We start from the raw sequence: 15,764 nt of genomic DNA, 5'->3' as shown, positions 1-15,764 counted from the left end.
ATACGAACGGCAAAAAGCGGGATCGCATCTCTATCGTGCGCGATCCCGCCTTTTTTACTTGCATGACTCGTCTGCGTTACTGCCGCGTATACGCCACGATCGCGTCCCGCAAAAACGCCGTCATGCCCGGTTCCTTTTCGTAATAAGCCTTGAACCGCTCGTCGTCGACGTACATCTGCGCGAGCCCCGCATGCGCCTCCTTGTCGTAGCTTCCCCAGGAGTAGGAGAGCCACTGCTTGTGCAGCTCCGCCGTCCGCCGCGCCGCTTCCCCTTCGGGGTCGCCGGCCTTGAACGCTTCGGCTAGCGCAGCATGAACCTCGTCCGCCAGCTTGTTCATCTCGGCGTAATCCGCCTCGCTCATCCCCCGCAGCTTCGCGTTGGACCGGTCGATCGTCCCGTCGCCGTATTTAGCGCGCATCTCCGCGCCGTACTTGGCCTCGTTGTCCGCGATCAGCTTATCCTTGAAGCCTTCGAACTTCTCTTCGTCGCTCATCTTTGTTCCTCCTTCACGGGCGCCGATGGTGCGCTCGACGTTCGCGATCAGCGCATCCAGCCGTCCCCTTCGTTCGAGAAGCTCCTCGCGATGAAGCCGCAGCGCCCGCACGCCGTCGTAGTCCGGATCGCCCATGATCTCTTTGATCCGGTCCAGCCCGACGCCGAGCTCGCGGTAGAACAGTATCTGCTGCAGCCTGTCGACTTCCGCGGCCCCGTAGATGCGGTAGCCCGACGAGCTGATTCTGGCCGGCTTCAGAATCCCGACCTCGTCGTAGAACCGCAGCGTCCGGGCGCTTACGCCCGCCAGCCTGCCCAGCTTCTGTACCGTGTATTCCATGCGATCGCCTCCCGACGACTTTACTTTAAACGTTGACGCAACGTGAAGGTCAATCGGTTTTTTTGAAAAATAATTCGATGCCCGCCGTTACACCGCGGACGCTTCTCCGCAGACGCCCGTCAGCTCCGCAAGCAGCTCGCCGAATACGCCGTCCCAGTCCCGCGTGCCTGCATAGGCGTACGCCCGGTCCGAGATCGCTTCGCGCAGCGCCGGCTCCCCGTGCAGCCGGGCGAGCGCAGCGGCGAAGGCGTCCGCGTCGTCCGGCGTGCAGAGCAGGCCGGTCTCTCCATCCTTCACGAGATCGGGCAGCGCCCCCCGCATCCGCCGCGATCACGGGCAAGCCGCAGGCCATCGCCTCGAGGGCGACGTTGCCGAACGTCTCCGTCGGCGACGGGAACAGCAGCGCCCCGGATGCCTGCATCCAGCGCTGCAGCTCGCGCTGCGACACGGCGCCGAGGAACAGCGCGTCGATGCCGAGCTGCTCGGAGAGCCTGCGCAGCTCGCCTTCTTGCGGCCCGTCTCCGGCGATCACCAGCCGGGCGTCGGCGTTCGTCCTTTCTTTGAAGCCGCGGAAAGCGCGCATCGCCGTCCCCAGGTTTTTCTCCGGCGCGAGCCTGCCCGCGCATAGCACCGGGAAGCTGGAAGCGGACAGCCCATGCTCGCCCAGCCATCCCGCGCGGTCTCCCGCTCTGCCGAAGAGCGAGGCGTCGATGCCCCGGCTCCATACGCGAAGACCGAGCCAGCCGTCTCGCCGGCATTCCGCGAGCACGGACGGCGAAGGCACGAAGACGCGCCGGCAGGGGCGGTGGAACCAGTGCAAGTATCGCCGCAGCAGCGCGCCCGCCCACGTCAGATTGTAGTAAGGCAAATAGCGCGCGAAATGCGTATGATGCGACGCGATCAACGGGATGCCGTGCTTCAGCGCGAGACGGCGCCCGGTCAGGCCGGTGCCGAACGGCGTCGCCACGTGCACGGCCGTCGGCTTAAAGGCGAGCAGGCTCCGCTCGGCCCCCGGGGACACCGGCATGGCCAGCCTGCATGCCGGGTACAGGAAAAACGGCAGGCTGGCGAGCCGCTCCGCCGTCTCCTGGTAGCCCGGCGCGCGGCGCGGTCCGGCAGGCGCGAACACCTTGACGGCGATTCCCCTTTTTTCCAGATAAGCCGTCCATCGCTGCAGCGTTTTGGCTACGCCGTTGATCTCCGGGACGTACGTGTCCGTAAACAAGGCCAGGCGGATCTCGTTCATGCGACGCTTCCTCCTCCGACGGTGCGTGTTACGCCCATCGTACAGCGCCTGCGTTAGCGCGAAATCAGCGGAATGTCAAATCGCGACAGGCTCATTCCTTTACAGTAAGGCCGACGGAACTTCATACGCCAATGACAATTCGCGGTTAGACTGGTGTCACATGAAGCCGCGCCCGCGCGCCCAAGGAGAGATGGCCATGGCTCAGTTCTATCGCATGTTAAGCCGCTTCGAGAGCAACTGGTTCCTTTATATTAACATCCGGTGGAACCGGGCAGCGCTGACCGCGCTGTTCCGGCTGTTGTCGCTGATCGGCGGAGCGACGTTCTCGCTCTGCGTCTCCCTCGCCGTCGGCTTGTTGGCCGACGGCATCTGGCGTACGGCCGGCTGGCAGGCGCTGGCCGCGGTCGTCATCAGCCATATTCCCGTCGCGCTCGCCAAACGTCTGTCCCCCAGGTCCCGCCCTTATCAAGTATTGCCTCAAGCCAGGACCGGCCCCCGCCCGCTGCGCGACCCCCTCCTTCCCTTCGGGCCACACGACCGCCGCCTTCGCCATGCTGACGCCCTGGATGATCGCCAGCCCCGCCCTCATCCCGCTGCTGCTCCCGATCGGCGCCGGCGTCGCGCTGTCCCGCGTCTACTTCGGCCTCCACTACCCGAGCGACACCGTCGCCGGCATGCTGCTCGGCAGCGCCACCGCACTGCTCGTAGGGGTATGGATCGCATAAAACATTAGTCCGGCTAACGATTCATGCCATAAAGCAACAAGCCCGCCGGCAGCGTTCCGAAAGGAAACTGCCGCAGCGGGCTTTTGAAGTTTTCCAGCCGAAGGCGCTCAGCCTTTCCGGGTTCTTCGCTCGCCAATCGATCAGCGTATGAATCCGATCCTCGGCGGAGCGTCCGCCTTGCCGCGCTTTCCCGGACGCGCTAGCGGGCGTCCGCCCGCGAGTCGCTTGCTCTCAGCCGCTCATCCAGCCATGCCGCCGACATCGCCGCATCCGGCAAGCTGCGCATCTCAAGCGTCCAGGCGCCTGCATAGCCGGCGCGCAGCAGCCCGATAGCCTCCGACAGCGGTATGGTGCCCGCGCCAAGCCGGAGATGCTCGTCGCTTTCTCCCCCCGTTGTCGCTTAGGTGCAGGCCGATCAGATGGGGCAGCGCCTGCCGCAAAGCCGCCAGGCAGCGACCCTCCCCCCAGCATATGGGCATGTCCCGTATCGAAGACGACGCCGACACGCGGCGAGGACGTCAGCTCCGCCACCCGAACGAGGAATTCGACGTCGGTCCCGAGCAAGCCCGGGTACGGCGGCACATTTTCCAATCCGATGGCGACCCGGGAGTCCCCGCTCGCTTCCAGCGCCCGCTTCAGCATGTCCGCCACCCGGACGGCGAGCGCTTCCCGATGTCCGGCTTCCGCCCTGTCGGTCGCTTCGCTCTCTGCAACCCCCGGATGCAGCACGATATATCGGGCATCCAGCCGTTCCGCGACGTCCAGCGTGCGCCCGAGCGCCACAGCAGCAGCCTGGGCTTCCCCCGCTTCGCGCGCCGCCGGATTCAACCCGGTTATCGGCGCGTGCAGACTCCATGAGATGCCCCGCGCCTTGCCCGCGTCCCGGAGCCGGGCCAGCCGTTCCGCCGGCCAATCCAGCAGCTCGCCGTGCGGGCCCTCGCACATCACCTCGATGGCATTCCACGGTCCTTCGAGCAGCGCGTCCACCGCTTCCTGCAGCGGCAATTCCATCAATGCATACGTCGATACGGCATACTCGGATTGCGCGGTCAATTCAGTGCCCTCCTTCGGCATATGCGGCCCGAATTGGCCGCTCATTTAATCCCGGATTGGATAAAGCTGTTCATAAACTGTCGCTGGAACAACAGAAAAACGGCCAGCAGCGGGGTGACGACCAACAGCGTAGCGGCGCTGACCTCGCTCCACTGCGCGCCCGTCTCGAACGACAGGGCGAAGATGGCCAGGCCGACCGTCAGCGGACGATTCTCGACGGAATTGGTCACGATCAACGGCCACAAGTAATTGTTCCACTGATAGCTGACGGACACCAGTCCGAATGCAAGGTAAGCCGGACGAGCCAGCGGGAAATAAATCTTCCACAAGACGTTCCATCTGGAGTAGCCCTCCATCGTCGCCGCCTCGTCCAGCTCCGACGGAATCGTCAAAAACGTCTGCCTCAGCAGGAAGATGCCGAACGCCGAGGCGAAGTACGGCAGCATGACGCCAAGCTTCGTATCGAGCAGCGACAATTCCTTGAGCACGGTGTAATTCGGAAAAATCAGCACGTCGGCCGGCACCATGATCTGCGCGAGAAACAGCAAAAACACGAGGCTTTTCCCATAAAAACGCAGCCTTGCAAAAGCAAATGCCGCCATCGTCACGGATACCATCTGAAAAGCCAACACGCTAACGACAATCAGGATCGTGTTGATATAATACTGTCCGAAGGGCGCGGCCGCCCAAACGGCTGCGAAGTGCTGCAGCGTCAAATCCAGCGAAAACGAAGCGGAAAGCGCAAGCGCCTTCGGACGGAAAGCGGTCGCTGTCAGCCACAGCAGCGGCACGCTCCACAAGGCAGCGAATAGAAAGAGGAGCCCTCGGCTCGCAAACCTTTTCAAATGCGGCATCGGCATCGCCTTTCTGCTCCCCGGCACTAAGAGAGCTATTGATAGTGAACCTTTTTTATCCAGGCCGAAAAATTGAAGCGCGGAGAGCAACAGCAGCAGCCCGATCATCACCACGGTCAAGGCGGAAGCGACGCCCTGATCCCAGAAGCTGAAGGCCGTCTCGTAAATGTAGTAGAGCAGCAAGCTGCTGGAGTTGTCCGGCCCGCCCTTCGTCATGACCATCAAGTGATCTACCAGCTTGAACGAATTCGTCAAGGCGACAATCGCAACAAAAAGCGTCGTCGGCATGAGGAGCGGAAACGTAATTTTGCGAAAAATCGTCCAGCGGCTCACGCCGTCCACATACGCCGACTCGTAAAGGTCGGGCGAAACATTTTGCAGACCGGCCAAATAAAAGATCATGAAATAACCGGCTTCCTTCCAGACCATCATCACGATCAACGCCCACATGACCGTATGCGGCGAGCCGAGCCAGTTCATGTCGCTCGCCCCGAGCGCGGTGACGGCGCGGCTCAGCAGCCCGTATTCCGGCGTGTATATGAACAGCCATATATTGGCTGCCGCAATCATAGGGATCACTGTCGGATAGAAAAATGCGGCGCGGACCAGTCCGATTCCCCGCGTCGCTTTGTTGACGAATACGGCCATCGCCATCGCCAGCGCAATCGAAACAGGCACCGTACCCAGCGCAAACCACAAATTGTTGGTCAGCACCTTCAGGAAAATCGAATCGTCCAGCAGTCGGACATAGTTGTCCGCCCCGATAAAGAGCGGCTTAGGCGTTGCCAGATCCGCTTGGTACAGACTCAGGCGAATCGTCTTCGCGATCGGATAGAACGTGAACAAAAACAAAAACACGAGCGACGGCAGCAGCAAAAGCCAGGCGAAAACGTTTGTTTTCCAGCGCATTCGCGTATGGACACCCAATGGACAGCCTCCTTCAAGCCGGTATGCCAGCCAGTAAAACGAAATCGCGCCTTGGCCGGCGGAATCCAGGAACTTGCGGCCTGCCAAGGCGTTCTTCCGTCAACCATGCTTATTTGTTAAATGCTGCAAGCGCCCGATCCGCTTCCTCTTGCGCCTTCTTAAGCGCATCTGCGGGCTTCAACGTGCCGGTCAGAGCAGCTTGCACCTGATCGTTCACCGTTTTCATTACCTTGCCGTTATTGTGCGTGGACAGTTCGGCCGAAGCGTATTCGAGCTGATCGCGGGCGATCAGCGCGGCAGGGAATTCTGCCGTATACTGCTTCATCCGCTCGGTTTCGTAAGCGGACTTTTTTAACTGCGACATAACCGGTGTCCATGCTCCATTGCGCAGCGCGTTCGCTCTCGGTCATGAATTTCACGAATTTCCAGGCCGCTTCTTGCTTCTTCGGATCGATGTCCTTAAAGATATAAAAGTTGCCGCCGCCCGTCGGGCTGCCGTACGTCTTGTTGGCAGGCAGGAAGCTGACGCCGAAGTCGAACTTGGCGTTTTTCTTCACATTGGTCAGATTGCCCGTCGTATGATACATCATCGCGGTCTTGCCTTCCAAAAAGTCGGACGGAACCGTTCCCCAGTCGGTCGCTCCTTCGGGCATCACCTTGTCCTTCTTGGACAAATCCGTCCAATACTGCAATCCCTCCACATTCTCGGGCGTGTCGAGCATGACCTTTTTCCCATCCTGGGTCATCAGGTTATTCCCGTTTTGCAGCGCAAACGTCTGAAGCATCCAGTAGCCGAAGCCGGTTACCGGTATTTCCAATCCCCATGTACCGTCATGGGTGAGCTTTTTGGCATAATCCTTCATCTCTTGCCAGGTCTTCGGCGGCTTCTCCGGATCAAGACCCGCTTCCTTGAATTTGTCCTTGTTGTAATAGAGCACGATCGTGCTGCGTTGGAACGGAATGCTGTACGTCTTGCCGTCCGTCTGGGAGTTAGCCAGGAAGGCCGGATAGAAGTCGGCTAAATACGATGCTCCGCCCTCTTGCGCGATGAAGTCGTCGAGCGGAACAATGGCGTTCATATCCAGCAGGCTGAACAGCTCCGTAGATTGGAGAACGGCGACATCCGGAGGCGACTTGCTCTGCACGCCTGCCTGCGTCTTTACAGCCGTATCCGCATAGCTGCCCGTATACACCGGCTTGATCGTGATGTTGGGGTTTTGCTTCGTGAATGCCTGAGTCATCTCCTCGATCGTCGCCGTCAGCGGTCCGCCTACCGCAATCGGATAATAGAAGGTCAGATCAATCTTCTCATCGACGTTGGCGTCGCCGGATGCAGCGGCGGAAGCGGAACCGGAAGCAGCGGCCGCCGGCGAGGAAGATGCGGGAGCGGAGGACGAATCCGAGGCCGCCTGGCCGCAGGAAGCCAGCGTAAGGCAGCAGAGCGTCAAATAAACCCATTTCTTCGACATGGAACGCATACAATCTCTCCTTTAAAATGAACTACATAGGATAGAAAACGGTTCGGCGCCACGTCTGCCATTACTGTAGCAGACAAGTGTCAAAGCCGATCGAAACCGTGTGAAGCCTGCGTAAAAATCAGATATTGCCCGTCCGGGAACTAGTTGTAAATTCGCGTAACGAGGTCCATACGTAATCCGGCTTGATCGGAGATTGCCGCAGATCCTGCTCGGAAGCGACCCCGGTGAGCACAAGAGCGGTGCGCAGTCCCATATTGGAGCCGAACAGCATGTCCGTCTCCAGCCGGTCTCCGACCATCAGGCAGCGTTCAGCCGGCAGCCCGCTTTTCTCCAGTACCTTGGCGCCGTAATACTTCGAGGGCTTGCCGATCACTGCCGCCGCGGAGACGCCGCTCGCTGTCTCGATCGCCTTGACCATGGACCACGTATCCGGTATCAGATCGCCGATCACCGGACAGTTCGGGTCGGGATTGGCCGCGATCAGGGAAGCCCCGTTGCGTACGGCTTTCGTCGCCCGGTGCAGCTTGCCGTAGTCGAAGTGCATATCCATGCCGACCAGCACATGCGAAGCGGAGAGCGGGTCGGCGGTATACGCGATCCCTTGCTCCTCCAGTTCGTCAATCATCGCCGCTTCGCCTACCACGTAAACCGTCGGCTTCCCCCTGCGCTTCGCTCAGGTAGACGGCGGAGAGGTAAGCGGCCGTCACGATCTCGTCCAGCTCCACCTGCAGCCCCAACCTCCGAAGACGCTGACAGCATTCGGCTCTCGTTCGCGTCGTCGTGTTGGTGAGAAACAGAATTCGCTTGTTCGCCTCGCGCAGCGCGCCCAACGTTTCCGGCACGCCGGGGAGCGCCTGCTCTTCGAGCATAATGGTCCCGTCCAGATCAAAAAAATAGCCATCCAATTGAATCCATTCCGGCAATCTTTGCGCAGCCTCCCCCCTGTGCAAAATGCAAAAAAACCCTTTTATCCGGCAGACGGATGCAGGCCAATAAGGCCACGCGCTCCGTCCGCCGAATAAAAAAGGGTTTTCTCCTCGTCTCGCACCCTTGTTTATTCTATTTCTTTCTTCTTTTTTGAATATAACTCAAATTTGTTATTGTTGTGTCAACTTGATGTGAATATTGTGTAAATCAGTCGACCGTGCAAATCAGTTGATGAAGCTCGCGCGGGTCAGCAGCCGCTTCAGCATAACGGCGGATTGCGCCCGGGTTGCCACGCCGTTCGGCTCCAGCATATCGGCTGTCTTGCCGTTGATCAGTCCCGTTTGAACCGCTGCGGCCAGCTCGGACTTCGCCCAGCCTGTCGCATTGGCATCCTTGAAGGGCGCCAGCGCTTCATCGCGCTGCGCTGCCGACAGATTCAGGTCGATGCCCGCATACTTCATGGCGCGGATCAGCATCGCCGCCATCTCTTCGCGCGTGATCTCCCGATTCGGACGGAACGTACCGTCCTCGTAGCCGCCCAGTATGCCCGCCTGAGCCGCCGCAGCGACAGCGTCGGCATACCAGTCCGCATCCTGCACGTCGCCGAAGACGCCGTTTGCGTTTGCAGAAGCCAGCCCCAGGGCGCGTGCGACCAAGGCCGCAAATTCAGCGCGAGTAACGCTTCTGTCGGCATCGAACCGGTTTTCGCTAACGCCGTTCACGACGAGCTTGTTCGCCAGCAGCTCGATATCGGCCTTCGCCCAATGACCGGCGGGCAGATCGGCGAAGCTTCTGTTGCTTGCGACGACCGCGTATACGCCATCTCCGCCGCTCTTTATCGTCACGATCGCCTGTCCGCCCAGCGTCCCGAATGTGGCAGGAACGAATTGCAGCCGGCCCGTTTGCGGATCGTACCGGACGACAGTCGCCTTGCCCGGATCGAGGATGCCGTCAAGCGTCCATACGCGGGACACCTTGCTGTTTTCCAATCCGACAGCGACAGCTTTTCCGTCTTTGCCGGACACTTCCGCTCCCAGCTTCACCGCTTCCGCAGCCAGCTTGCCGCCGGCAGCCGTAACCGCGCTGCTCACAGCCGCTGCGTCGCCGGCTGCCAGTCTGCCGACTGTAATTCGGAGATTCAAGTCATTCACTTGGCCGCCGAACTGCTGCGCCCATTCGTCAAGCTTCAGGGCGGACAGCGGAAGCGTGTAGGCCATGCGATTGCCTGCCACCGTCAGCGTCTTGCCGCCCGCACGGGACGCGTCGATCAGCCCGGCCGCCGGCAGAACCACCGTGTCTCCGGTGAAGTCGACTTGCACCTGGTTGTTTGCCGCGAACGATTTTTTCAATTCATCCGCATCCGCTTTGCCGTCATTGGCCTGAATGGAGCCAGCGGTACCGCCGGACGTATGGCCGGGAAGCGTCGATGGCGTTCCGTTGTCGCCGCCGTTGTCGCCGCCATTGTTGCCGCCATTGTCGCCGCCGTTGTTGCCGCCGTTGTCGCCGCCGTTGTCGCCAGCGACTTCAATGGTAATCGGCTGCGAATACATGTCGTATCGGCGACCCGAATCGATGACCTGCGTTGCCCTCAGCAGCGCATGAGCCTGCCCCGCCTTTTTCGCCGTAACCGTCGTTCCGTCCACCTCTACCGCATCTTGCCCGTCCAGCAGGACGATTTCAGGCACGACATCCATTTTCGCTCCCTTGTAGGAGATCACGGAAGCGGACAGGCTGAGGCTGCCCTTTTGAGCCATCTGATACTTGTCCTTCGCGGACTGGACGGAAGCCATCCAGTCCGAAGCATAATCGGCGTAATCGGTCGTGATCCCCCCAAGGTCCCCGCAGGAACATGGCTATAAAGTCGTTCCGGTCGTTGATCGTCCAGGGCGATACGATGAGACCGCGGTAATGCGCCGCATCCAGAAATTTTTGACCGATTCTGTAGAAGCCGACATTAAAGGTCGAATTCGTTTTTTGAACCATGAGGAGCGCGTCCCGCAGCGATTTGTTCACATTCGATTCATCCGCGCTGATGCCGTTGACCAGCAGACCCGTCGGCATCTCCGGCATTTGCTGCCGCAGCCTCGCCAATTGCTCCGCATTGAAGGACAACATGTTTACCGCATTTTCCGCCTGCTTCTCCGTCATCTCCCGGATGACCGCATCGATCATTTCCGGCTTGGAGGATTTGATCTCGGACTCGACCATTTTCCCGACCGACATGGCAAGCTCAAGCTGTTCCTTCCACGTCGGTATTTTCACATTGGGGTATGCCGTCGGATTCGGCTTGTTCGCATTGAGCGCCTTCAACTGCTCCAGCGTGAAGTCCTCGACTTTTCCGGTTCCGTTCGTCGTACGATCCAGCGTGTCGTCGTGCACGATGACGATTTGTCCGTCCCGGGACAGCCACATATCGTTTTCGATAAAGTCGCCGCCAGCCTCGAGGCCGAGAATGTTGCTCTCGATCGTATCCTCGGGCGCCTGCGACGGCAGCCCCCGATGCGCGAGAATAAACGGCTTGCGGATGAGGGTCGTATTGCCGTCGTACAGCTTCATGGCATCGATCGCCGCTTCGGGCGAATCGGTCACGATGCCGTCCACGCCCGCCGTGATCAGCCGGTGCATGCCCAAGGCCCGCTCCGCCTGCGGAGAGCGGTCCGTCGCCCAGACGACGATGGATCGCATTTGGAGGTATTCGACCGTTTCTTTGGATGCGGCGGCGTCCTGCGGCAGGATGGCGATTCGCGCATCGCTGGCGGCCGTCTCCCTCCGCAAGGCAAGCAGATTATCCTTCGTAACGACGCGGCCGCTGAAGTCCAGTATGCCTCCCAAGATCGGATATGCGGCTCGCGCCTGCTTGATCAGCACGCCGTCGTCGGACGCGACAAGGGCGTCTTCAATCCCCTTTGTCTTCAGGTAGGCGACCAGCCTGTCCACGGTTTGCTTGTCCTTGACATAGAAGACCGGAATGACCGAAGTCCCGATCGCATCCATAGCCGCATCAAGAGCGCCGATTTTTGCGTTACCGTCGCGGGCGCTCACTTGCAAATCGCCGTCCAAGCGCAGCAGGACCGACGCCGGCGCGTTCTCTCCGCTCCACTTTTGAAGATCGCCGAGCGACCGGATATCCGCCGCCACCGCAGGCGCAAGCGCAATCTTCGTATCCGGCGCCTTCACTTGCACGAACTTCTCGGCTGCCGAAGGCGGCAGCTTGCCGTCCTGCAAGGCGATCCGGATGTTGTCGACCTTGATTTTGCTGCCGTTCGCCTGCAGTCCGATTCGGCCTTGCTTATACGCCGTTGCCGACTCCGTGTCGACGATCAGTTGGTCGTCGATCCACTGCTGCACGCGATTGCCCAGCGTCAACACTTTGTAATGATACGCTATGCCCGTTTGCAGCGATTCGCTGTGCGAGGCCTTCTCGATGACATTCCATCCATTGGCAGGCGTCCGTTCGGCGAACTCGACGCCGTTGGCGGAAGCGCTCTGCCGTACAGCCATTTGGTAGTAAGGATAATTGTTGTTTTGAACGCGATACATAATCGACTGCCATCTTCCCGAATCGTTCGCCGCCAACAGCGTGACGTCCGCTTCAATCTTGTAGTTGCCGAACTTGCCAAGATACGCCGGGAGCAGCACTCTCGACGGATTGTCTCCCCCCGAGCGCGCGTCCAGCTCGAACGCCCCCGATTTGACGGTCGCCGCGGCAGCGGTCGAGCCCTCGATCCGCGTCCAGTCCGGCGGCATGACGCCGTCCGTCAAGGCGTCGAAGTTCTGTTCGTACAGCACATAGTCGCTGTCTCCCGCATTTTTGACCGCCACGGTCAGATCGACGCGCCCCGCTCCCTTTTGCGCGGTAACCGTATAGACCCCTTTTTTCGCAAACGACTTGAGCTTGCCGTTGTCGATGACGACCTCTCCGGACGAGGACGACCAGTCCACTTGATCGCCATTCAACTTCGCCGTAGAGAAATCATTGTAGCTGCCCTCGAACGAGATCGCGCCCAGATCGATCGGCTGGCCGGACACGGCCAGCAGGTAGCCGGCCTCATGCTTCAACGACGACAGTTGGGCGCCAGCGGCGGACGGCGTGACGCTAATCTCTTTCTCGGCTTCTGCATTGTAATAGACGGCCTTCACCTTGGCCGTGCCTTCCTTGACCGGGTAGATGCGGTTGTCGACGATTTTAAGCACGCTTTCGTCGGAGGAATACAGCTTGACGCGATCCTCCGGCACCGGGTCGGTTATACCGTCCGAGTAGTAGACGGCGTATGTAACGCTGGCCGGTCCGGTCAGGGCCTCCAGCGAATTCGGCAGCGCCATGTCGAGCCGGTCCGCCGTGATTCTCGTCACCTTCAGATTATCGAAGGAAACCTTGCTTTGATCCCCCCTGAAAGCCGACTCTTCCCTTTTGCGGAAGGACGTCGGACGGCAGATTTTTATCTCCGTAGAGCGTAAATTCGGCGCCGCTCTTCGCTTTCAAGTATTGTTTGACATTGTTGTCGAACACTCTGAGCTTCATCGTATACGTCTTGCCGGTGTCCAATTGCGCGCCCGTCGCGCTGATCGGCGTAGGCGAGTACCAACTGCCGTCCGCTCTTCGGTAGGCCGTCTCGATCGTGCCGTTTTTCTTGATCGCCATCTGCGGGTATGGCGCCTTGCCGTTCGAAGGCGCACGGAACATGATCGAGGCCCAGCGGCCGGTGTTCAGGAAAGCGTCGAACTTGACGTCCGCCTCAATCGTGTAATTGTCCCATTGGACGGGAGCGACAATCCGGCTTTGCTTGCCCGATTCGTTCCCGTCGAACACGAGACTGCCATTGCCGTAGGTGTCCTGGACGACCGAGAACGGCTTGCTGCCCGCATTGACATCCGACAACCAGCCGTCTGGCGCGCCGCCATCGGGATAGCCGTCAAAATTTTCGTCCAGCAGCACCGGATCGATATTGCCCGACACCGGATGACTGTCCGAAAGCGTAAGGACGCCGTAACCCGACGTATCGTTCCAGAAGGAGTCCTCGCCATACGCGCTCCAGAAGCTCGTCCGCTGCTCGGCAGACTCCGCCCCGTACCGGTCCGTCGCGCCGACATTGAAGCCCAGTTGCTTCTTCAATACCGGATCGAAGTTCAAGATGTCCCACGGCACCGCCATTTCCAGGCTCCAGCCCGTCTGCGTCTTGCTGATGGAGCGGAGAATCTTTTTCTCGTCCTTGCCTCCTTGATTGTTGGGCGCCGCTCCGAAATGAAATTCCGGCGTGGCTGTCCCATCCTGGTACACAAATCCGAGCTGCATATCGTCGTCGATAAAAGGAGCCGACTGATGCATCGAGGGGTCCAGAAAAATATTGATATTGTCTTGTTCGAACCAATAACCCGAGGCGTTAAAAGCAGGCGTATCGTCGTCGGCCTTCACGCCGACATACAAATACTGATTGTCCCACAGCAAACCGAAGGAGGAATCTTTGAACGCCCCTTGGCCCGCCTGCACCGTCATTTTCTTATCCAAGCTCCAGACCGATTCATCCAGCTTGCCGTCGATGACCGGCGCCGTCAGCGTCTTATTGACCTCCATCGCAGTTCTGCCCGGTTCGGCCGCAGAGGCATTCGAAGATGAGCCAAGCGGCTGCAGCAAGCCTGCTACAATTGCGCCCGCAGCAGCGATTTGAACTAGCCTGTTTCTGATTTTCGGCATACGTTTCTACTCTTCCTTTCGCCATAGAGATTGGATTGCGATTCATGCGAGCAGCACAAAAAAAACCCTTCATCCAGCTAACGGCAAAGCACCGCCCCGGCTGGGGCTCCCGTTCACTGCACAAAAGGGTTTTCTCCTCGTCTCGCACCCTCGGTATTCGATTGCGATTCCTGTTCTTACTCTAGCAGCGAATTGTTAACCCCGCATCAACGAGGCTCTCATAGATTGTAAATCCGCAAAAGATGCCCGCTTTACGTCCAGAGATGCCGGCTCCCCATCGAGACGGCGCTCGCACCGGCGCGCAGAGCGGTCTCGATCTCGTCGTGATTCTGAATCAGGCCGCCCGCGATGATCGGCAGCGAAATCCGGTCCTTCAGTCGGGAAATCACGCTCGGGAGCAGGCCTGGCATAATTTCCGCCGCATCCGGCTCGTTTTGCACGATGTTCTGAACGCTGTGCTCCAGCGCAGACGTATCGATGAGGAACAGCCGCTGGATCGCCAGCAAGCCGTTTTTTTTCGCCTGCTTGATAAAATGGCTTTTGGTGGAAATAATGCCTGTCGGCTTGACCCGCTCGGCAATATAGCGCATCACGATCGGATCGCCGCCCAGGCCATTAATAAAATCAACGTGGAGAAACACCTTCTTCCCCGATCGCATCGCCTGCGCTACGTAGTCGTCTAATGTCAACAGGTCGCCGATCAGCAAAAAAACGGCCGGCCAATCCCCGCGGCATGCCGCCTGCAAATCCTCCGGCTTTCGGACTGCGGGAATGATCCGTTTGTCTCCCCAGTAATCGTGTAATCCCGTCTTCAATTTACCGCTTCTCCTCTCCATTCATGCCGTTGCAAAAAGGCACCTTCTATCAACTTAACAGCGAAATGTTTGTAGAATATGAAAAAGAAAGGAAAGGGTGAACGAAACACGCAGGTCGAATCATGGAGAAAGCCCATGCGCTTGCGCATGGGCTGAAGTGCAAAAGGAGCGCGGCGGCCAGCCGCACGAAGCTAAACCCAGGAGACCGCCTCGCGTCGCGCCGAACGGCTGCTTACTTCCCGAGCCGCGCCAACGCCATCAGCGCGGCGCCGGCCGAGGCGTCCCGACGGGGCGCGACGGCCCGGATGCCGGGACAGCGCTCGCGCAGTCCCGCCTGAAACGCGTCGCGCACCTGCGCGCTCCGCAGCAGCACGCTGCCCGCCATCGCCAGCTCGCCGCCCTCAAGCGACAGCCGCTCCGCTACGGGCAGCACCAGCTGCACGAGCTCAGACGCCGTGCGCCGCGCGATCCCGAGCGCGGCTTCGTCCCCAAGCGCGCAGGCGTCCGAGAGCAGCGGCGCGAGCGCCGCAATGTCCTGCTTGCCGGTGCCCTTGTCGTAGACGAAGCGCACGATCTCCTCCACCGATCCGATGCGGAGCCGATCGTAGACCATCTCCGTCAATACGGTCGCCGGCGCTCGCCCGTCATGGGCGCGCACGACGGCCGCGAGCAGATCGCGGCCGATGCTGTAGCCGCTCCCTTCGTCGTCGATCAGGTAGCCGAAGCCGCCCGTGCGATGAACGAGACCGGACGCGCTGCGGCCGAAGCAGATCGATCCCGTGCCCGCGATCAGAATCATGCCGTGCTCGCGTTCCAGCGCGCCGAACAGCGCGGTCTCATGGTCGCCCACGACGTGCACGCCGCCCCGATAGCCGGCATCGCGCAAGACGGCGACCAGCCGGCCGGGGACGGTCGGATTGCTGACGCCCGCCGCGCCGACGACCATCTGACGGCAAGCGTCCGGACCGCCGCAGGCCGCGGAGATCGCATCGGCGATATCCGCCAGGCTGCGTCTGATATCGTTCTCGTCCCGCCCGTTGAAGTTGATTCCGCCCGACTCGAACGCGAGCGCCGTGCGCCCGGTCTCGTCGAGCACGGTCACGGCCGTCTTCGTGCCGCCTCCGTCCAGTCCCGCCACGAATTTCATCCGCGCTCCCCGCCTTCCTCATGCCTTTTGTTCCAACGTATCCGATCCGGTGCCCGCCGCCGCATCTT

13 protein-coding genes and 2 pseudogenes are annotated in these 15,764 nt (G+C 60.2%); 1 reads left to right on the top strand and 14 read right to left on the bottom strand.

What is annotated here, in order from left to right; all coding sequences use genetic code 11:
- Positions 1-76 precede the first annotated feature (76 nt).
- The 3 genes from OMP40_RS09680 to OMP40_RS09670 form a co-directional block, all read right to left on the bottom strand.
- Positions 77-832, bottom strand: coding sequence for a MerR family transcriptional regulator (locus OMP40_RS09680; RefSeq protein WP_277530950.1), 756 nt, complete (start codon positions 830-832; stop codon positions 77-79).
- 49 nt (positions 833-881) lie between these two features.
- Positions 882-2,078, bottom strand: a complete 1,197-nt coding sequence (locus tag OMP40_RS09675; RefSeq protein ID WP_277530948.1) for a glycosyltransferase — start codon at positions 2,076-2,078, stop codon at positions 882-884.
- A gap of 246 nt (positions 2,079-2,324) precedes the next feature.
- Entirely contained in the window at positions 2,325-2,516 is a 192-nt protein-coding gene (locus OMP40_RS09670; protein WP_277530946.1) for a hypothetical protein, read from the bottom strand.
- On the opposite strand from OMP40_RS09670, the gene OMP40_RS09665 reads away from it, so the two are divergent.
- Positions 2,495-2,803 (top strand): phosphatase PAP2 family protein, encoded by a 309-nt coding sequence (locus OMP40_RS09665; RefSeq protein ID WP_338131150.1) that lies wholly within the window; start codon positions 2,495-2,497, stop codon positions 2,801-2,803. The genes OMP40_RS09670 and OMP40_RS09665 overlap by 22 nt on opposite strands.
- Positions 2,804-3,034: 231 nt before the next feature.
- Here OMP40_RS09665 and OMP40_RS09660 read toward each other — a convergent pair whose 3' ends face one another.
- The 11 genes and pseudogenes from OMP40_RS09660 to OMP40_RS09615 form a co-directional block, all read right to left on the bottom strand.
- Positions 3,035-3,856 (bottom strand): sugar phosphate isomerase/epimerase family protein, encoded by an 822-nt coding sequence (locus OMP40_RS09660; protein ID WP_277530944.1) that lies wholly within the window; start codon positions 3,854-3,856, stop codon positions 3,035-3,037.
- 41 nt (positions 3,857-3,897) lie between these two features.
- Positions 3,898-4,716, bottom strand: a complete 819-nt coding sequence (locus tag OMP40_RS09655) for a carbohydrate ABC transporter permease (protein WP_420871954.1) — start codon at positions 4,714-4,716, stop codon at positions 3,898-3,900.
- 126 nt (positions 4,717-4,842) lie between these two features.
- Positions 4,843-5,358 (bottom strand): annotated as a pseudogene (locus tag OMP40_RS41405) (carbohydrate ABC transporter permease); the annotation flags it as partial.
- A 388-nt stretch (positions 5,359-5,746) separates the two neighbouring features.
- Positions 5,747-7,115: pseudogene (locus OMP40_RS09645) on the bottom strand (ABC transporter substrate-binding protein).
- A gap of 118 nt (positions 7,116-7,233) precedes the next feature.
- Positions 7,234-7,740, bottom strand: a complete 507-nt coding sequence (locus OMP40_RS39930; RefSeq protein ID WP_338131081.1) for an HAD-IIA family hydrolase — start codon at positions 7,738-7,740, stop codon at positions 7,234-7,236.
- A complete protein-coding gene (locus tag OMP40_RS39925; RefSeq protein WP_338131080.1) occupies positions 7,733-8,038 on the bottom strand; it encodes a hypothetical protein in 306 nt (101 codons plus the stop codon). Before OMP40_RS39925 ends, OMP40_RS39930 begins: the two co-directional genes overlap by 8 nt.
- Before the next feature lie 228 nt (positions 8,039-8,266).
- Entirely contained in the window at positions 8,267-9,796 is a 1,530-nt protein-coding gene (locus OMP40_RS09635) for an S-layer homology domain-containing protein (protein WP_277530942.1), read from the bottom strand.
- Complete coding sequence (locus OMP40_RS09630) at positions 9,720-12,395, bottom strand: glycerophosphodiester phosphodiesterase family protein (RefSeq protein ID WP_277530940.1); 2,676 nt, start codon at positions 12,393-12,395, stop codon at positions 9,720-9,722. Before OMP40_RS09630 ends, OMP40_RS09635 begins: the two co-directional genes overlap by 77 nt.
- 7 nt (positions 12,396-12,402) lie before the next feature.
- Complete coding sequence (locus tag OMP40_RS09625; protein ID WP_277530939.1) at positions 12,403-13,734, bottom strand: sugar-binding protein; 1,332 nt, start codon at positions 13,732-13,734, stop codon at positions 12,403-12,405.
- 251 nt (positions 13,735-13,985) lie between these two features.
- Positions 13,986-14,549, bottom strand: a complete 564-nt coding sequence (locus OMP40_RS09620; RefSeq protein ID WP_277530937.1) for a glycerol-3-phosphate responsive antiterminator — start codon at positions 14,547-14,549, stop codon at positions 13,986-13,988.
- A 232-nt stretch (positions 14,550-14,781) separates the two neighbouring features.
- Positions 14,782-15,696, bottom strand: coding sequence for an N-acetylglucosamine kinase (locus OMP40_RS09615; protein WP_277530935.1), 915 nt, complete (start codon positions 15,694-15,696; stop codon positions 14,782-14,784).
- Positions 15,697-15,764 lie beyond the last annotated feature (68 nt).

The organism is Cohnella rhizosphaerae (genome assembly GCF_029525575.1).
GTDB lineage: Bacteria > Bacillota > Bacilli > Paenibacillales > Paenibacillaceae > Cohnella > Cohnella rhizosphaerae.
Note: the sequence above shows the minus strand (reverse complement) of the source record. Positions and strands in the feature narration are given on the sequence as shown.

What these genes read in the sequence shown, in the direction of transcription:
- OMP40_RS09680 (WP_277530950.1), bottom strand. Translation starts at nt 832, where the DNA reads ATGGAATACACGGTACAGAAGCTGGGCAGGCTGGCGGGCGTAAGCGCC.
- OMP40_RS09675 (WP_277530948.1), bottom strand. Translation starts at nt 2,078, where the DNA reads ATGAACGAGATCCGCCTGGCCTTGTTTACGGACACGTACGTCCCGGAG.
- OMP40_RS09655 (WP_420871954.1), bottom strand. Translation starts at nt 4,716, where the DNA reads ATGCCGATGCCGCATTTGAAAAGGTTTGCGAGCCGAGGGCTCCTCTTT.
- OMP40_RS39930 (WP_338131081.1), bottom strand. Translation starts at nt 7,740, where the DNA reads ATGATTGACGAACTGGAGGAGCAAGGGATCGCGTATACCGCCGACCCG.
- OMP40_RS09635 (WP_277530942.1), bottom strand. Translation starts at nt 9,796, where the DNA reads ATGGCTCAAAAGGGCAGCCTCAGCCTGTCCGCTTCCGTGATCTCCTAC.
- OMP40_RS09625 (WP_277530939.1), bottom strand. Translation starts at nt 13,734, where the DNA reads ATGCCGAAAATCAGAAACAGGCTAGTTCAAATCGCTGCTGCGGGCGCA.
- OMP40_RS09615 (WP_277530935.1), bottom strand. Translation starts at nt 15,696, where the DNA reads ATGAAATTCGTGGCGGGACTGGACGGAGGCGGCACGAAGACGGCCGTG.